At 66.0% G+C, this 16,278-nt stretch carries 10 protein-coding genes; 3 read left to right on the top strand and 7 right to left on the bottom strand.

The genetic code is table 11. From position 1 onward, the window contains the following. Positions 1-137: 137 nt before the first annotated feature. Positions 138-599 (bottom strand): cytochrome c, encoded by a 462-nt coding sequence (locus QRM89_RS16755; RefSeq protein ID WP_285448522.1) that lies wholly within the window; start codon positions 597-599, stop codon positions 138-140. Between the two features lie 8 nt (positions 600-607). Further along, the gene (locus QRM89_RS16750) at positions 608-994 is read right to left on the bottom strand and encodes a cytochrome c (protein ID WP_115556140.1); all 387 of its coding nucleotides are present in this window, start codon (positions 992-994) and stop codon (positions 608-610) included. 204 nt (positions 995-1,198) lie between these two features. Between QRM89_RS16750 and QRM89_RS16745 the strand changes: the two genes are divergently transcribed. From QRM89_RS16745 to QRM89_RS16735, 3 genes are read left to right on the top strand one after another with little or no spacing between them, the layout of a single operon-like run. Beyond that, the gene (locus tag QRM89_RS16745; protein ID WP_161961950.1) at positions 1,199-2,332 is read left to right on the top strand and encodes an efflux RND transporter periplasmic adaptor subunit; all 1,134 of its coding nucleotides are present in this window, start codon (positions 1,199-1,201) and stop codon (positions 2,330-2,332) included. After that, positions 2,329-5,829 (top strand): efflux RND transporter permease subunit, encoded by a 3,501-nt coding sequence (locus tag QRM89_RS16740; RefSeq protein WP_285448521.1) that lies wholly within the window; start codon positions 2,329-2,331, stop codon positions 5,827-5,829. Before QRM89_RS16745 ends, QRM89_RS16740 begins: the two co-directional genes overlap by 4 nt. Beyond that, positions 5,826-8,912, top strand: coding sequence for an efflux RND transporter permease subunit (locus QRM89_RS16735; protein ID WP_285448520.1), 3,087 nt, complete (start codon positions 5,826-5,828; stop codon positions 8,910-8,912). The genes QRM89_RS16740 and QRM89_RS16735 overlap by 4 nt, the downstream gene beginning before the upstream one ends. Before the next feature lie 1,081 nt (positions 8,913-9,993). On the opposite strand, the gene QRM89_RS16730 is transcribed toward QRM89_RS16735, so the two are convergent. The 5 genes from QRM89_RS16730 to zwf all read right to left on the bottom strand — a co-directional run bounded on the left by QRM89_RS16730 (position 9,994) and on the right by zwf (position 15,918). Beyond that, positions 9,994-10,653, bottom strand: coding sequence for a bifunctional 4-hydroxy-2-oxoglutarate aldolase/2-dehydro-3-deoxy-phosphogluconate aldolase (locus QRM89_RS16730; RefSeq protein ID WP_114998743.1), 660 nt, complete (start codon positions 10,651-10,653; stop codon positions 9,994-9,996). 52 nt (positions 10,654-10,705) lie between these two features. After that, positions 10,706-12,622 carry a phosphogluconate dehydratase gene (edd, locus tag QRM89_RS16725; protein WP_285448519.1) on the bottom strand — a complete coding sequence of 639 codons (1,917 nt, stop codon included), beginning with the start codon at positions 12,620-12,622 and terminating at the stop codon, positions 10,706-10,708. Between the two features lie 145 nt (positions 12,623-12,767). Beyond that, positions 12,768-13,487, bottom strand: a complete 720-nt coding sequence (pgl, locus tag QRM89_RS16720) for a 6-phosphogluconolactonase (protein WP_011037289.1) — start codon at positions 13,485-13,487, stop codon at positions 12,768-12,770. After that, on the bottom strand, positions 13,484-14,491 hold the full coding sequence (glk, locus tag QRM89_RS16715; protein ID WP_014507850.1) for a glucokinase: 1,008 nt from the start codon (positions 14,489-14,491) through the stop codon (positions 13,484-13,486). The genes pgl and glk overlap by 4 nt, the downstream gene beginning before the upstream one ends. Further along, complete coding sequence (gene zwf, locus QRM89_RS16710) at positions 14,488-15,918, bottom strand: glucose-6-phosphate dehydrogenase (protein WP_115004880.1); 1,431 nt, start codon at positions 15,916-15,918, stop codon at positions 14,488-14,490. Before zwf ends, glk begins: the two co-directional genes overlap by 4 nt. Positions 15,919-16,278 lie beyond the last annotated feature (360 nt).

Below are 16,278 nucleotides of genomic sequence, written 5' to 3'. Positions count from 1 at the left end.
GCCGACCTCCTGCATGCCATGCAGGCGCTCTCCCAGCTGAGCTATGGCCCCACGAAACTGAGAACGAAATGATAGCGATGCGTTAACGTTCGCGCAAGCGCTTTTTCATGCCGAATGAGACGCGACGTGCGCCGTGCTCAGTTGACGCCGTGCAGATCGCGCAGCTGCGTCTGGCGCGCGCCAAAGTACGCGGCGAGATCGGCGATGTCCTGGTCGCTCAGCGCGGTGGCCTGCGCGGTCATCAACGGATGCTGGCGATCGCCGCTGCGATAGGCCTGCAATGCATGTGCAAGGTAGTCGCCGTACTGGCCGCCGAGCTTGGGATAGGTCGGGTCCAGCGGCACATTGCCATCGGCGCCGTGGCAATCGACACAGCTCTGGCCGGTGGCCTTGCCTTTGGTATGCGCGAGTTTGTCGCCGGCTGCGGCGCGGCCGGTCGGCAGCCCGGCCGAAGACCCCGAGCCGTGCTCGCCGCTGGCATGACCGGCGTCGCCGGCAGAGTGATCGGTGGATTCCACCTGGGACTGGGAACAGGCCGCCAACGACAGGGCAGCGACCAAGGCGATGGCTAGACGCGGAGCGTACAGGGCGTTCGGCATGTGGGCGCTTATTTAAGGGTGGACAGGTAGGTGGCGATGTCGGCGATGTCCTGCTCGGAAAAGCTTTGCGCCTGTGCCTGCATGGTCGGGTGTTTGCGCTTGCCCTGGCGGTATTCGGTCAGTGCCTGGGTCAGGTACTGCGCGGACTGGCCGCCGATCTTGGGCACGCGGTAGCTCGGGTAGGCGTTCTTGTAGCCGGTCACGCCGTGGCAGCCCTGGCAGGTGTACGCGAGCTGGCGGCCATTCCCGGCATTGCCCGAGGGCGCGGGTGTGGCAGGCGTCGGCGCCGCGACTGCAGGGGCAGGCGGTGTCGGAACCGATGGTGTTGCTGATGCGCCCCCAAACGGCAGGAAGACGACCAGAGCGAGACAAGCGGCGAGCGGCTGCGGGCGCATGGTTTCGTATCCGGAAGACTGGTATGAGCGTCCGCACGTGGGGGCGTTGCGGGCCGAACCGAGTATGCCTGCGATTTGGTCGCACGCAAACCGGGTGAATAGGCAATCTTGAACAGACCATGACCTTTGGCGCATTGGCGACATGATGGCTTGGGTGGTTTACTTGCCTACAACACCTGTTCACGCATCCACTAGGACACGACGATGTCGCCACTCTCCTTCTTGCCCGGCCGCAGCGGACCTTGCGCCGCTGCGCTGTTGATCACCACGAGCCTGTTGCTGGGCGGTTGCAAGGCTGGCGACAGTGCTGCCAAGCCGGCAGACAGCCAGAAGGCCGCAGATGCCGTGCCGGTGGAAACCGCAAAAGCAGCCCGTCGTGCGGTGGCCGCCAGCTACACCGGCACTGCGGCATTGGAGCCACGTGCCGAAGCGCAGGTGGTGGCCAAGACCTCCGGCGTGGCGCTGGCGGTGATGGTCGAGGAAGGGCAGAAGGTGTCGGCAGGCCAGGCGCTGGTGCGGCTGGATCCGGACCGCGCGCATCTGGCGGTGGCGCAAAGCGAGGCGCAGCTGCGCAAGCTGGAAAACAGCTATCGCCGCGCCACGCAACTGGTCGGCCAGCAATTGGTCAGCGCTGCGGATGTGGACCAGCTCAAGTTCGATGTGGAAAACAGCCGCGCGCAGCATCGTCTGGCATCGCTGGAGCTGTCGTACACCACCGTGCAGGCGCCGATTTCCGGGGTGATTGCCTCGCGCTCCATCAAGACCGGCAACTTCGTGCAGATCAATACGCCGATCTTCCGCATCGTCGACGACTCGCAACTGGAAGCCACACTCAACGTGCCCGAGCGCGAGCTGGCTACGCTCAAGTCCGGCCAGCCGGTGACGTTGCTGGCCGACGCATTGCCGGGGCAGCAGTTCTTGGGGAAGGTGGACCGCATCGCGCCGGTGGTGGATTCGGGCAGCGGCACTTTTCGCGTGGTGTGCGCGTTCGGCGCTGGCGCCGAGGCGTTGCAGCCCGGCATGTTCGGGCGCATCCGCATCGACTACGACCAGCGCAAGGATGCCCTGGTGATTCCGCGGCTGGCGCTGCTGGACGACGGTGAACCGGCGGTGTTCGTGGTGCGCAATGGCAAGGCCAGTCGGGTGCCAGTGAAGCTGGGCTATGCCGAAGGCCCATGGCTGGAAGTGCGCCAGGGCTTGAAGGAAGGCGACCAGGTCGTGACGGCCGGCAAGGTGGCGCTGCGCGATGGCACCGCGGTGCAGATCATCGGCCAGCCCGATCGCAAGCCGGTTGCAGCTGCCGCACCGGCAACGGCCGGCGACGAGAAGCGCTCATGACCGACCATCCCACCGGCCCGGTCCACGACCCGCACCTATCCGTAGCGCCGGGCGGCGGCCTTGTGGCGTTTGCCACACGCCGCCGCGTCACCATCGCGATGATCACGGTGACCATGCTGCTGTTCGGCCTGATCGCGCTGCGTAGCCTCAAGGTCAATCTGCTGCCGGACCTGAGCTATCCCACGCTCACCGTGCGCACCGAATACACCGGTGCGGCACCGGCGGAAATCGAGACGCTGGTGACCGAGCCGGTGGAAGAAGCGGTCGGTGTGGTCAAGAACCTGCGCAAGCTGAAGTCGATCTCGCGCACCGGGCAAAGCGATGTGGTGCTGGAGTTTGCCTGGGGCACCAACATGGACCAGGCCGGCCTGGAAGTGCGCGACAAGATGGAAGCGTTGTCGCTGCCGCTGGAAGCCAAGCCGCCGGTGCTGCTGCGTTTCAATCCATCGACCGAGCCGATCATGCGCCTGGTGCTGTCGCCCAAGCAGGCGCCGGCCTCAGACACCGACGCCATCCGTCAGCTCACCGGCCTGCGTCGCTATGCCGACGAGGATCTGAAAAAGAAGCTCGAACCGGTCGCTGGCGTGGCGGCGGTGAAGGTGGGCGGTGGTCTGGAAGACGAGATCCAGGTGGATATCGACCAGCAGAAACTGGCCCAGCTCAGCCTGCCGATCGACAACGTCATCACCCGGTTGAAGGAGGAGAACGTCAACATCTCCGGCGGCCGGCTGGAAGAAGGCTCGCAGCGCTACCTGGTGCGCACGGTCAACCAGTTCGTGGATCTGGACGAGATCCGCAACATGCTGGTGACCACGCAGAGCAGCAGTAGCAGCGCAGCCGATGCAGCGATGCAGCAGATGTATGCCATTGCGGCGTCCACTGGTTCGCAGGCGGCATTGGCGGCCGCGGCCGAAGTGCAGAGCACCTCGGCCTCGTCCACCAGCAGCATCGCCGGCGGCATGCCGGTGCGCTTGAAGGACGTGGCGCAGGTGCGCCAGGGCTACAAGGAACGCGAGGCGATCATTCGCCTGGGCGGCAAGGAAGCGGTGGAATTGGCGATCTACAAGGAGGGCGATGCCAATACGGTGTCGACCGCCGCGTCGCTGCGCAAGCGCCTGGAGCAGATCAAGGCGACCGTTCCCGGCGATGTGGAAATCACCACCATCGAGGACCAGTCGCACTTCATCGAGCACGCGATCAGCGACGTCAAGAAAGATGCGGTGATCGGCGGCGTGCTGGCGATCCTGATCATCTTCTTGTTCCTGCGCGATGGCTGGAGCACCTTCGTGATCAGCCTGTCGCTGCCGGTGTCGATCATCACCACGTTCTTCTTCATGGGCCAGCTGGGCCTGAGCTTGAACGTGATGTCGCTGGGTGGGCTGGCCTTGGCCACCGGCCTGGTGGTGGACGATTCCATCGTGGTGCTGGAGAGCATCGCCAAGGCGCGCGAGCGTGGCCTGAGCGTGCTGGATGCGGCGATGGTGGGCACCCGCGAGGTGAGCATGGCGGTGATGGCCTCGACCCTGACCACCATCGCGGTGTTCCTGCCGCTGGTGTTTGTCGAAGGCATTGCCGGGCAGTTGTTCCGCGACCAGGCGTTGACCGTGGCGATCGCCATTGCGATCTCGCTGGTGGTGTCGATGACGCTGATCCCGATGCTGAGCTCGCTGAAAGGCGCGCCTCCCATGGCCTTCCCGGACGAACCCAGCCACCCGCAGTGGCAGCCGCAGCAGCGCTGGTTGAAGCCGGTAGCGGCTGGCCGCCGCGGCGCGGGTGCCAGCGTGCGCTATGCGTTTTTCGGTGCCGCCTGGGCGGTGGTGAAGGTCTGGCGCGGCGCCACGCGGGTGGTGGCACCGGTGATGCGCAAGGCCAGCGATATCGCGATGGCGCCGTATGGCCGTGCCGAACGCGGGTACCTGACCATGCTGCCGGCGGCATTGCGTCGGCCCTGGTTGGTGCTCGGGCTGGCAGGCGCCGCGTTCGTCGGCACCGTGCTGCTGGTGCCGATGCTCGGCGCGGACCTGATCCCGCAGCTGGCGCAGGACCGCTTCGAAATGACCGTGAAGCTGCCCTCCGGCACGCCGCTGGCGCAGACCGACGCTCTGGTGCGCGAGCTGCAACTGGCGCACGACAAGGACCCGGGCATCGCCTCGTTGTATGGGGTGAGCGGTGCCGGCACGCGGCTGGATGCCAACCCCACCGAAAGTGGCGAGAACATCGGCAAGCTCACGGTGGTGATGGCCGGTGGCGGCAGCCCCGCGGTGGAGGCAGCGGCCACCGAGCGCCTGCGCAGCAGCATGACGGCGCATCCGGGCGCGCAGGTGGATTTTGCACGGCCGGCGCTGTTTAGTTTTTCCACGCCGCTGGAAGTGGAGTTGCGCGGGCAGGATCTGGGCGAGCTGGAGCAGGCCGGTCAGAAACTGGCGCAGATGCTGCGTGCCAACGGCCACTACGCGGACGTGAAGTCGACCGTGGAAGAGGGCTTCCCGGAAATCCAGATCCGCTTCGACCAGGAGCGCGCCGGTGCGTTGGGGTTGACCACGCGGCAGATCGCCGATGTGATCGTCAAGAAGGTGCGCGGCGATGTGGCCACCCGCTACAGCTTCCGTGATCGCAAGATCGATGTGCTGGTGCGTGCGCAGCACAGCGACCGTGCCAGCGTGGACGCGATCCGCCAGTTGATCGTCAACCCGGGCAGCAGCCGACCGGTGCGCCTGGCCGCGGTCGCCGAGGTGGTGGCGACCACCGGGCCGAGCGAGATTCATCGCGCCGACCAGACCCGCGTGGCGATCGTGTCGGCGAGCCTGCGCGACATCGACCTGGGCGGTGCGGTGCGCGAAGTGGAAACGTTGGTGCGTAACGACCCGCTGGCCGCTGGCGTGGGCATGCACATTGGCGGGCAGGGCGAGGAACTGGCGCAGTCGGTGAAGTCGCTGCTGTTCGCGTTCGGTCTGGCGATCTTCCTGGTCTACCTGGTGATGGCCTCGCAGTTCGAATCGCTGCTGCACCCGTTCGTCATCTTGTTCACCATTCCGCTGGCGATGGTCGGCGCGGTACTGGCACTGCTGATGACCGGCAAGCCGGTATCGGTGGTGGTGTTCATTGGCCTGATTTTGCTGGTGGGTCTGGTGACCAAGAACGCGATCATCCTGATCGACAAGGTCAACCAGCTGCGCGAGGAAGGCGTGGCCAAGCGTGAGGCGCTGATCGAAGGGGCGCGTTCGCGCCTGCGGCCGATCATCATGACCACGCTGTGTACCTTGTTCGGCTTTTTGCCGCTGGCGGTGGCGATGGGCGAGGGGGCGGAGGTGCGGGCACCGATGGCCATCACCGTGATCGGCGGGCTGCTGGTGTCCACGCTGCTCACCTTGCTGGTGATTCCGGTGGTCTACGACCTGCTGGATCGCCGTGCCGATGCGTGCTACCTGGAGCGCGGCCGGCGCATGGCGCGTCAGCGCGCACCAGCCAGCCACAGCGACGGGCTGGAGGCGGTATGAGCGTTGCCGCCTTCAGCATCCGTCGCCCGGTTACCACCATCATGTGCTTCGTGTCGCTGGTGGTGGTGGGGCTGATCGCCGCGTTTCGCCTGCCGCTGGAGGCGCTGCCGGATATTTCCGCGCCGTTCCTGTTCGTGCAGTTGCCGTACACCGGCTCCACACCGGACGAGGTGGAGCGCAACCTGGTGCGGCCGGCCGAGGAAGCCTTGGCCACGATGACCGGCATCAAGCGCATGCGCTCGACCGCCACCGCCGACGGCGCCAATATCTTCATCGAGTTCTCCGACTGGGACCGCGATATCGCCATTGCCGCCTCCGACGCGCGCGAGCGGCTGGATGCCATTCGCGACGATTTCCCCGAGGATCTGCAACGCTTCCATATCTTCAAATGGTCCAGTAGCGATGAGCCGGTACTCAAGGTGCGGCTGGCCAGCCAGGCCGATCTGACCGGCGCGTACGACATGCTCGACCGCGAGTTCAAGCGGCGCATCGAGCGGATTCCGGGCGTGGCCAAGGTGGAAATCTCCGGCGCGCCACCAAACGAGGTGGAGATCGCGATCGCGCCGGATCGGCTGACGGCGCATGACCTGAGCCTCAACGATCTGAGTGAGCGGCTGGGCAAGCTCAATTTCTCGGTCTCGGCCGGGCAGATCGACGACAACGGCCAGCGCATCCGCGTGCAACCGGTGGGCGAATTGCGCGACCTGCAGGAGCTGCGCGATCTGGTGCTCAACGCCAAGGGGCTGCGCCTGGGCGACATTGCGCAGGTGCGGCTCAAGCCCACACGCATGAACTACGGCCGGCGCCTGGATGGGCGCCCGGCGATTGGCCTGGACATCTATAAGGAGCGCAGCGCCAACCTGGTGGAAGTGTCCAAGGCGGCATTGAAGGAAGTCGAAGACATCCGCGCCGAACCGGCCATGCGCGACGTGCAGGTCAAGGTGATCGACAACCAGGGTAAGGCGGTGACCTCGTCATTGGCGGAATTGGCCGAGGCCGGTGCGGTTGGCCTGCTGCTGTCGATCACGGTGCTGTTCTTCTTCCTGCGCCACTGGCCGTCCACGCTGATGGTCACGCTGGCGATCCCGATCTGCTTTGCGATCACGCTGGGTTTCATGTACTTCGTCGGCGTCACGCTCAACATCCTGACCATGATGGGCTTGCTGTTGGCCGTGGGCATGTTGGTGGACAACGCGGTGGTGGTGGTGGAAAGCATCTACCAGGAGCGCGAGCGCATGCCGGGTCAGCCGCAGCTGGCAGCGTTGTTGGGAACGCGCAGCGTGGCGATCGCACTCAGCGCCGGCACGCTGTGCCACTGCATCGTGTTCGTGCCGAACCTGTTTGGCGAAACCAACAACATCAGCATTTTCATGGCGCAGATTGCGATCACCATTTCGGTGTCGTTGCTGGCCTCGTGGTTGGTGGCGATCAGCTTGATCCCGATGCTGTCGGCGCGCATGAAAACGCCGCCGCTGGTGACCTCCGAGCGCGGCGTGATCGCACGGCTGCAGCGGCGCTACGCAAAGGTTTTGGCCTGGACGCTGGCGCACCGCGGCTGGAGCGTGGCCGGCATCCTGCTGGTCAGTGCGATCAGCCTGGTGCCGATGAAGCTCACCAAGGTGGACATGTTCGGTGGCGACGGCGGCAACGAGGGCTACATCCAGTATCAGTGGAAGGGCTCCTATACGCGCGAGCAGCTGGGCGATGAGATCGCGCGGGTGGAAAACCACCTGGAAGCCAACCGCGCCAAATACCACATCACCCAGATCTATTCGTGGTTTAGCGAGGTGGAAGGCAGCAACACCGTGGTGACCTTCGACGCGACCAAGGTCAAGGACCTGCCACCGCTGCTGGAGCAGATTCGCAAGGAGTTGCCGCGTTCTGCGCGCGCCGATTACAGCATCGGCAACCAGGGCGATGGCGGGAGCGGCAATCAGGGCGTGCAGGTGCAATTGGTGGGCGATTCCACCCAGGCACTGCAGGAGTTGGCCGACGAGGTGGTACCGCTGCTGGCGCAGCGCAAGGAATTGCGCGACGTACGCGTGGATACCGGCGATCGCACCAGCGAGCTGGCCATTCGCGTGGATCGCGAGCGCGCGGCCGCGTTCGGCTTCAGTGCGGAGCAGGTGGCGAGTTTTGTCGGGCTGGCTTTGCGTGGCACGCCGCTGCGCGAGTTTCGCCGCGGCGACAACGAAGTGCCCGTGTGGGTGCGGTTTGCCGGCGCCGAGCAGAGCAAACCCGAAGATCTGGCAGGCTTCACCGTGCGTACCAAGGATGGGCGCAGCGTGCCGTTGCTGTCGCTGGTGGATGTAAAAATCCGCCCGGCCGCCACCCAGATCGGCCGCACCAATCGGCAGACAACGCTGACCATCAAAGCCAATCTCGGCACGAAAGTCACCGTGCCTGAAGCGCGCGCTGCGATGGAGCAACCGCTCAAGGCGATGCAGTTTCCGGCCGGTTACAGCTACACCTTCGACGGGGGCGATTATCAGGACGACGGCGAGGCGATGGGCCAGATGGTGTTCAATCTGGTGATTGCGTTGGTGATGATCTACGTGGTGATGGCGGCGGTGTTCGAGTCGCTGCTGTTCCCGGCGGCGATCATGAGCGGCGTGCTGTTCTCGATCTTCGGGGTGTTCTGGCTGTTCTGGATCACCGGGACCTCGTTCGGCATCATGTCCTTCATCGGCATCCTGGTGCTGATGGGCGTGGTGGTGAACAACGGCATCGTGATGATCGAGCACATCAACAATCTGCGCCGCCGTGGCATGGGGCGCACGCAGGCGTTGATCGAAGGCTCACGTGAACGCTTGCGGCCGATCATGATGACCATGGGCACCGCGATCCTGGCGATGGTGCCGATCTCGCTGACCAGCACCACCATGTTCAGCGACGGCCCGCCGTATTTCCCGATGGCGCGCGCCATCGCTGGCGGCTTGGCATTTTCGACAGTGGTGAGCTTGCTGTTCCTGCCGACCATCTACGTCATCCTGGATGACATTAGCAGCGGCGCGGCGGCATTGGTGCAGCGCGCGCGTGGTGTACGGAAGGCGATGCCGCCGGAGGCTGCGTTGGAGTCTTGAGTCAGCCAAGACGGCTGATGGTTGGCAATCGCTGCACACCGAATGGCAGCAAGGGTGCTTCAAGCCCCTCTCCCGTCGGGAGAGGGGTTGGGGTGAGGGTACGGATTTCCCGAATACGACCAGGCAGCGCGCCTGCCTGCGGTTTGCTGGCTTCGGTGAGAGCGGCAGCGCGGCCGGAAATCGGCTCCTCGGCTCGGCAGACATCCTGTCTGACTCGCCGCCGCGGCACATCCCTGTGCCGCTCTCCGCCAATCCCCGGCCACGCTGCCACTTCGGCGCGTCGTTGCCCTGAGCTAGCTGATCTTGAGGGAAGTCAGAACGGGCGGCTTCAAGCCCCTCTCCCGTCGGGAGAGGGGTTGGGGTGAGGGTACGGTTCCCCGAATACGGTCGGGCAAGCTGCCTGTGATTTGCTGGCTTCGGTAGGGGCGGCAGCGCGACCGGGGATCGGCTCTTCGGCTCGGCAGACATCCCTGTCTGACTCGCCGCCGCGGCACATCCCTGTGCCGCTCTCCGCCGATCCCCGGCCACACTGCCGCTTCGGCGCGTCGTTGCCCTGAGCTAGCTGATCTTGAGGGAAGACGGCAAGGCCGAAAGTGCTCGGATTTTTGGCCGGCAGGCAAATAGATCTCTGCCTCCGCCTCCGCCTCAGGCAGCAAGGCAGCGAGGCAACTAAGCAACGAAGCAACGAAGCAACGAAGCAACGAAGCAACGATCAAAGCCTAGGCCGAGCAGGTCTCGCGGAAATCGCTGCTTTCCGTTCCGCCAACACAGGAACATTCGAAGAGTGGTCCGCGGGCGCCGGGGCGGGACCTTACACGACAAGGATGTCGTGTAAGAGCCCCCATGGATGGGTTCACGGCGTGTCCTGCCCCGGCGCCCGCGGGCCGCTCCACTCAAAAGATTAAGGCGCCAGCCAACCAGCTTTCCTCAAACAAAAATCAAAGCGCCAGCAAACCGGGCTTTCCTCAATCAAAACTAAAGCGCCGGCTGATCAGCTTTGCTCAGCCAATCAACTTTCGTCAGCCAACCAGCCTTCTCAAGCCAATCAGCTTTCCCAACACGCGGGATGCAGCCCAGAAAATCAGCCCGCACGCACCTGCCGCACGATTGCCGCAGCCTTTGCCGAGCTTTCCTTGACCTTGTCCCACTGACCTTGCACCAGCCAGTCCTTGGGCACCATCCACGAGCCGCCGATGCACAGCACGTTCGGCTGCGACAGGAATTCGGCCGCATTGGCTTCGCTGATGCCGCCGGTGGGGCACAGCTTGAGCTCGGACAGCGGGCCGGCCAGGCCCTTGAGCATCTGCAGGCCGCCCACGGCAGTGGCCGGGAACAGCTTGCACACGCGGAAGCCCAAGCCCATCAGGGTCAGCAGTTCGGTCGGGGTGGCAGCGCCGGGCACGGCCGGGATCGGCGCGTCGGCCAGCAGGCGTGCCAGCGGCGCCGGCGTGCCGGGCGTGACCAGGAAGTCTGCACCGGCATCCACCGACTGGCGCAGCTGCAGTTCGCTCAGCACCGTGCCGGCACCGATCACGATGTTGGGCAGTTCGCGCTTGAGCATCGCCAGCGCTTCGATCGCGACCGGGGTGCGCAGGGTCAGTTCGATGGCAGGCAGGCCGCCTTCGAGCAGCGCGTCGGCCACGCGACGCGCCTGGTCCAGCGTGTCGACGGTCACCACCGGCAGGATGCCGGCGTCGCGCAGCAGCTGTTCAGCGGTGTTTTGGGTCTGGGCAATCGTCATTGCAACTCCTGGAGACGGCGACCGCCTGGGCGGTCGCAGAGAGGGAAGGGGATCAGGCGTCCTTGGACTCGTGCGGCGCGGCGGCAGCGGCCGCATCGGCGCCCAGTTCGTACTCGGCGTCGTAGCTCCACAGCGCACCGTCCGGATGGGTCGGGCCGCAGGAAATCGAGATCGCGCCCTGGTCGGCCGGGCCGACGACCTGGCGGCTGATCGCAAACAGGTTGCGGCCCAGGTCGTTGCCGGCCACGGCGGTATTGGGTGCAACCTCGCGCGATGCCCATTCTTCGGCCGAAACCAGCACTTCTAGCGTGCCGGCTTCGCCGTCCAGGCGCACCATGTCGCCTTCACGGACACGCCCGATCGGGCCGCCGCGCGCCGCTTCCGGCGTCATGTGGATCGCGGCCGGGAACTTGCCCGACGCACCAGACAAACGGCCGTCGGTGACCAGCGCCACGCGACGGCCCTGGTTCTGCAACAGGCCGAGCAACGGGGCCATTGAATGCAGCTCCGGCATACCGTTGGCACGCGGGCCCTGGTAACGCAGCACCACCACGAAGTCGTGCGGCAACACACCGGCCGCATGCAGCTTGTTGAGCACCTGTGGGGTGTCGATCACCACGGCAGGCGCTTCGATCTTGCGGTGCTGGGGCTTGACCGCCGACAGCTTGATCAGCGAGCGGCCCAGGTTGCCGCGCAGCAGGCGCAGGCCACCTTGCGATTCGAATGCATCGCTGACCGGGCGTGCCACGCTGTCATCGGCGGTGGTCGCCGTGCCGGGCACATAGATGACCTTGCCATCCTGCAAACGCGGCTCGTTGGCATAGGCACGCATGCCGCCTTCGACCACGGTGGGCAGGTCGTCGTGCATGTAGCCGGCGTCCATCAGTTCGCGGAACACGAATGCCGTGCCGCCAGCAGCCTGAAAGCGGTTCACGTCGGCTTCGCCGTTCGGGTAGACGCGGGTCAGCAGCGGCACGGTCTGCGAGATCAGATCCATGTCGTCCCAGGTCAGCACGATGCCCGCCGCACGCGCCACGGCGATCCAGTGGATGGTGTGGTTGGTGGAGCCGCCGGTGGCCATCAGGGCGACCACGGCGTTGACGATCGCGCGTTCGTCGATCAAACGGCCGAACGGGCGGAAGTCCTGGCCTAGCGCGGAGATCGCCAGCGCCCGCTCGGTCCCCTCACGGGTCAGTGCATCGCGCAACGGCTGTTCGGGATTGACGAACGAGGCGCCGGGCAATTGCACGCCCATCGCTTCCAGCAGCACTTGATTGGAGTTGGCGGTGCCGTAGAAGGTGCAGGTGCCGGGCGAGTGGTAGGAGGCGGATTCGGCTTCCAGCAACTCGGCACGGGTAGCTTCGCCTGCGGCATAGCGCTCGCGGACCTCGGCCTTCTGCTTGTTGGGAATGCCCGGGCTCATCGGGCCGGCCGGCATGAACAGCGCCGGCAGGTGGCCGAAGGCCAATGCGCCGATCAACAGGCCAGGCACGATCTTGTCGCACACGCCCAGATAGACCACCGCATCGAACATGTCGTGGCTGAGACCGATGGCCGCAGCCTGGGCGATGTTGTCGCGCGAAAACAGCGACAGCTCCATGCCAGCACGGCCCTGGGTCACGCCGTCGCACATCGCCGGCACGCCGCCGGCGACCTGCGCGGTGGCGCCGAGCGCACGCGCGGTGTCGCGGATCATCTGCGGGTAATGCTCGAATGGCTGATGCGCCGAGAGCATGTCGTTGTAGGCGGTGATGATGCCCAGGTTCGGCGTGGCCGCGCCGCGCAGGCGTGACTTGTCGGTCGGCTCGGAGGCCGCAAAGCCGTGCGCGAGATTGCCGCAACTCAGGCGGCTACGGAACGGGCCCTCACGCAGGGCGGCATCAAGGCCGGCCAGGTACGCCGCGCGCGAGGGCGCGCTGCGCTTGCGGATACGGTCGGTGACAGCTTGGATGTTCGGATGCAGGCTCATTGGCTACCGGCTATGAGAAACAGGGGGAAGGTGTTCGATGGCAGCCCGGCACCAGGCGATGCGGGCTGCCGCGGTGTCGCAACGTGGGCGAGTGCTTGCACGCCATCAGCATGACCAAGCCACCCACCCGGGGTCCCGACATCCACTAACTGCACCAATGCACGCGCAGGCGCGGGCCAGGCTGCTGCAGCGCGACCCGGATCGGGTATTCGCTGATGTCCTCGCCTGCCAGTGCCGCCTGCAGCACATCGAGCTTCTGCTTGCCGCGCAGCAACAGCAGGCGCGTGGGAATCGGCGCCAACCCGGCCGGGGTCAAGGTGATGCGCAGCGGCCACTGGTTGGCACCGGGACAGCCGGTGGCGTCCAGCGACGCGTACGGCTGCGGGCTGGCCAGGGCCTTGGGCAGATCGGTTGAGCCGGGGAATAGCGAGGCGGTATGCCCGTCGCCGCCCATGCCCATCACCGCCAGGCAGGCCGGTTCGGCATGCGTGGCCTGCAGGTTGGCGGTATGCACGCACTCGGGCAGCTGCTTGCCCGGGCGCACCAACGGGATGAAAGTGGCCGCCGGTGCATGGTCCAGGAAGCTCTGCTTGACCAGCCAGGCATTGCTGTCCTGGTCCTGTGGCGAGAGCCAGCGCTCATCGACCAGGCCCACTTCGACCCGCGACCAATCCAGCGGGCGATGCGCCAGCGATTCGTACACCGGTGCCGGGGTGGTGCCGCCGGACAGCAGCATGCGCGCCTGGCCGCGGCGCGAGATTTCCTGTTCCAGCAGGTCGGCCATTTCGCTGGCCACCGCTTCGGTCCATTCGTCGAGGTCGTCGTAGCGCACCAGGCTGATGCGGTCGTTGTCCTGCAAACTCATCGCTGCTCTCCCGGCAATGCGCGTTCGGCGTCCACCGCGTAGGCGGCCGCGCCCAGCAGGCCGGCATGCGGATGCATCACCGCCAGCGAGGGCACCCGCGACATGATCGCGGAGAAACGGCCCTTGTGTTCGAAGCGCTGGCGGAAGCCGGAATGCTGCAGCGAATCCAGCACCTTGGGCACCAGCCCGCCAGTGAGGAAGACGCCATCCCAGGCACCCTGCATCAGCACCATGTCACCGGCGATCGCGCCGAAGATGGCGCAGAACAGATCGATGGTGCGCGAGGCACGCGGGTCGCCGGCGGCGGCGCGTGCGGTGATGTCCTTGGGCTCCAGCGGGCCGGGGTCGATGCCGGCAATCTCGCTCAGCGCGCGGTGGATGTTAACCAGGCCCGGGCCGCAGATCAGGCGCTCGTTGGAGACCCGGCCGAACTGCTCGGACAGGATCTCCAGCACGCGAATCTCTTCCGGCGTGCCGGGCGGGAAGCTGACGTGGCCGCCTTCGGTTTCCAGCGGAAAACAGCGCCCATTGCGGATGATCAGGCCACCTACGCCCAGCCCGGTGCCCGGGCCGATGACGCCGTAGTTGCGCGGCTGCTCGATCGGTGCCGGGCGCCAGCTGGCGCCGCCCACCTGTACTACGTCCTGCGGGCGCAGCAGACTGATCGCCATGGCTTGCGCGGCGAAGTCGTTGATCAGGTGCAGCGTGCTGAAGCCCAGCATGGTGGCGGTGCGCGAGCGCGAGATCACCCACGGATGGTTGGTGATGCGGGCTTCGTCGCCATCCACGCGGCCGGCCACCGCGAACACGCCCTTGGTGGCCTGCACGCCGATCTGGTCCAGGTAATAGCGCGCGGCCTCGCCCAGCGAGCCGAACTCGACCACCGCGAACTCACGGCAGGTGTCCTCCAGCAGCGGTACCGAGGCATCGATGTCGGCCAGCGCAAAGCGCGCGTTGGTGCCACCGATGTCGGCAACCAGCACCGGCTTGGAAGGAGCGGTCATGCGTTATTTCCCTGTGCGTCGGTGGCCGGGGGCAGGAACGGTGCGGCAGTCTCGGGGCCCCAGCTACCGGCCGGATACGGCTGCAGCGGCAGCTGCGCGTCCGACCAGGCATCGCTGACGCTGTCGATCCAGGCCCAGGCGGCCTTGACCTCGTCATCGCGCACGAACAGCGCCGGGTTGCCATTGAAGGCATCCACGAACAGGCGTTCGTAGGCGATGCGGCGGTGCAGGCCGGTGGGCACGGACAGCTCCAGTTCCAGCGGCTGCAGTTCGATCGCGCCCCATTCCGGGCCGGCCAGGCTGCTCATCAGGCCCAGCTCGATGTTTTCCTGCGGCTGCAGCTGGAAGGTCAGGCGGTTGGGCACCGCGTTCTGGCGGTCCGGGCGCTCGAACAACCAATGCGTCACCGGCTTGAGCGTGACCACGATGCGCGTGGAGCGCTCGGCCAGGCGCTTGCCGGTGCACAGGTGGAACGGCACGCCGGCCCAGCGCCAGTTGTCGATGTGCGCGGTGACGGCGACGAAGGTTTCCACATCGCTGCCTTCCGGCGGGTGGTAGGCCTGCGCCGGCTCGCCGTTGATGGTGCCGGCGGTGTAGCGGCCACGCACGCTGTCGTGCGCGGCGTGCTCGGCGGTCATCGGGCGCAAGGCGCGCAGCACCTTGACCTTCTCGTCGCGGATGCGGTCGGCTTCCAGCGAGGCCGGCGGCTCCATGGCCACCAGGCACAGCAACTGCAGGATATGGCTCTGCACCATGTCGCGCAGCGCGCCGGAGCGGGCGTAGTAGGCATCGCGGCCGTCCACGCCTTCGCTCTCGGCCACCAGGATCTGCACCGATTCGATGTAGGTCCGGTTCCACACCGCTTCCAGCAAGGTGTTGCCGAAGCGCAGCGCCACCAGGTTCTGCACCGCGGCCTTGCCTAGGTAGTGGTCGAGACGGAACACGCGGTCTTCGTCGATCAGTGCGCCGATCGACTGCAGGATCTCGCGGGCGCTGTCCGAATCGTGGCCGATCGGTTTTTCCAGCATCAACCGGTGCGGTGCGGCCAGCGCGCCGCCCAGGGCCAGGCCCTGGCAGGTGCTGATGTACAGGCCCGGTGGAATCGCCAGATAGCTCACGCACTGGCGGCTGGCCAGTTCGCGCACGGCCTCGGCCACCGACTCGGCGTTGCGCAGGTCCACCGAGCGGTAGTCGATGCGCTGCAGCAGCGCCTCGATCTGCGCGGCGGTGGCAATCGGCAGCGCCTGGGTCAGGCGCGGGCGCAGGACCTCGCGGAAGGCGTCGGTGTCGTGCGGCGACAGGGCCAGCGCACGGATGCGGAAGTCCTCCGGTAACAGGCCGTCGACAAACAGGCGCAGCAGGGATGGGAAGAGATAGCGCTGGGCGAGATCGCCGGTGGCGCCGAACAGGATCAGGGTGTTGTGCATGGACCGAGTTTCAGATTCTGGAGACATCGTTATCAGCGGCTTGGCGGGAAGGCGCCGGAGATGCCGGCGGTCGGTACGTCTGTTCCTGGCGACACTTGCGTGCGCGCAGCGGGGGATGGACGCTGACGCCCAATCCCCGATTGTTGCAGCAAGTGACGGTCAGCGGTTAGCGCTGGAGCGGTATACCTGCACCTGCGCGGCGGCATGATCGGCCTGGCGCAGTTAGAAACGCTGTCCAGATGGACGGCGTGAGTTGGTGGCGGCATGGTCCCTCCCGAGATCGATGTTGCCATGTGAAAACGATTACATGTCAGAATAAACCAATGCATTCGTTTGCAGGAGATTTCCTTGCAAGCGCTA

Source organism: Xanthomonas sp. LMC-A-07 (assembly GCF_030208825.1).
In the GTDB taxonomy this organism is placed as follows: Bacteria; Pseudomonadota; Gammaproteobacteria; order Xanthomonadales; family Xanthomonadaceae; genus Xanthomonas; species Xanthomonas campestris.
This window is presented reverse-complemented; position numbering and strand designations above follow the sequence as displayed.

Excerpts from the sequence above, each read along its gene's own strand:
- zwf (WP_115004880.1), bottom strand. The coding sequence starts at position 15,918 with ATGCACAACACCCTGATCCTGTTCGGCGCCACCGGCGATCTCGCCCAG.
- edd (WP_285448519.1), bottom strand. The coding sequence starts at position 12,622 with ATGAGCCTGCATCCGAACATCCAAGCTGTCACCGACCGTATCCGCAAG.
- QRM89_RS16730 (WP_114998743.1), bottom strand. The coding sequence starts at position 10,653 with ATGACGATTGCCCAGACCCAAAACACCGCTGAACAGCTGCTGCGCGAC.
- QRM89_RS16750 (WP_115556140.1), bottom strand. The coding sequence starts at position 994 with ATGCGCCCGCAGCCGCTCGCCGCTTGTCTCGCTCTGGTCGTCTTCCTG.
- QRM89_RS16740 (WP_285448521.1), top strand. The coding sequence starts at position 2,329 with ATGACCGACCATCCCACCGGCCCGGTCCACGACCCGCACCTATCCGTA.
- QRM89_RS16755 (WP_285448522.1), bottom strand. The coding sequence starts at position 599 with ATGCCGAACGCCCTGTACGCTCCGCGTCTAGCCATCGCCTTGGTCGCT.
- pgl (WP_011037289.1), bottom strand. The coding sequence starts at position 13,487 with ATGAGTTTGCAGGACAACGACCGCATCAGCCTGGTGCGCTACGACGAC.
- glk (WP_014507850.1), bottom strand. The coding sequence starts at position 14,491 with ATGACCGCTCCTTCCAAGCCGGTGCTGGTTGCCGACATCGGTGGCACC.
- QRM89_RS16735 (WP_285448520.1), top strand. The coding sequence starts at position 5,826 with ATGAGCGTTGCCGCCTTCAGCATCCGTCGCCCGGTTACCACCATCATG.
- QRM89_RS16745 (WP_161961950.1), top strand. The coding sequence starts at position 1,199 with ATGTCGCCACTCTCCTTCTTGCCCGGCCGCAGCGGACCTTGCGCCGCT.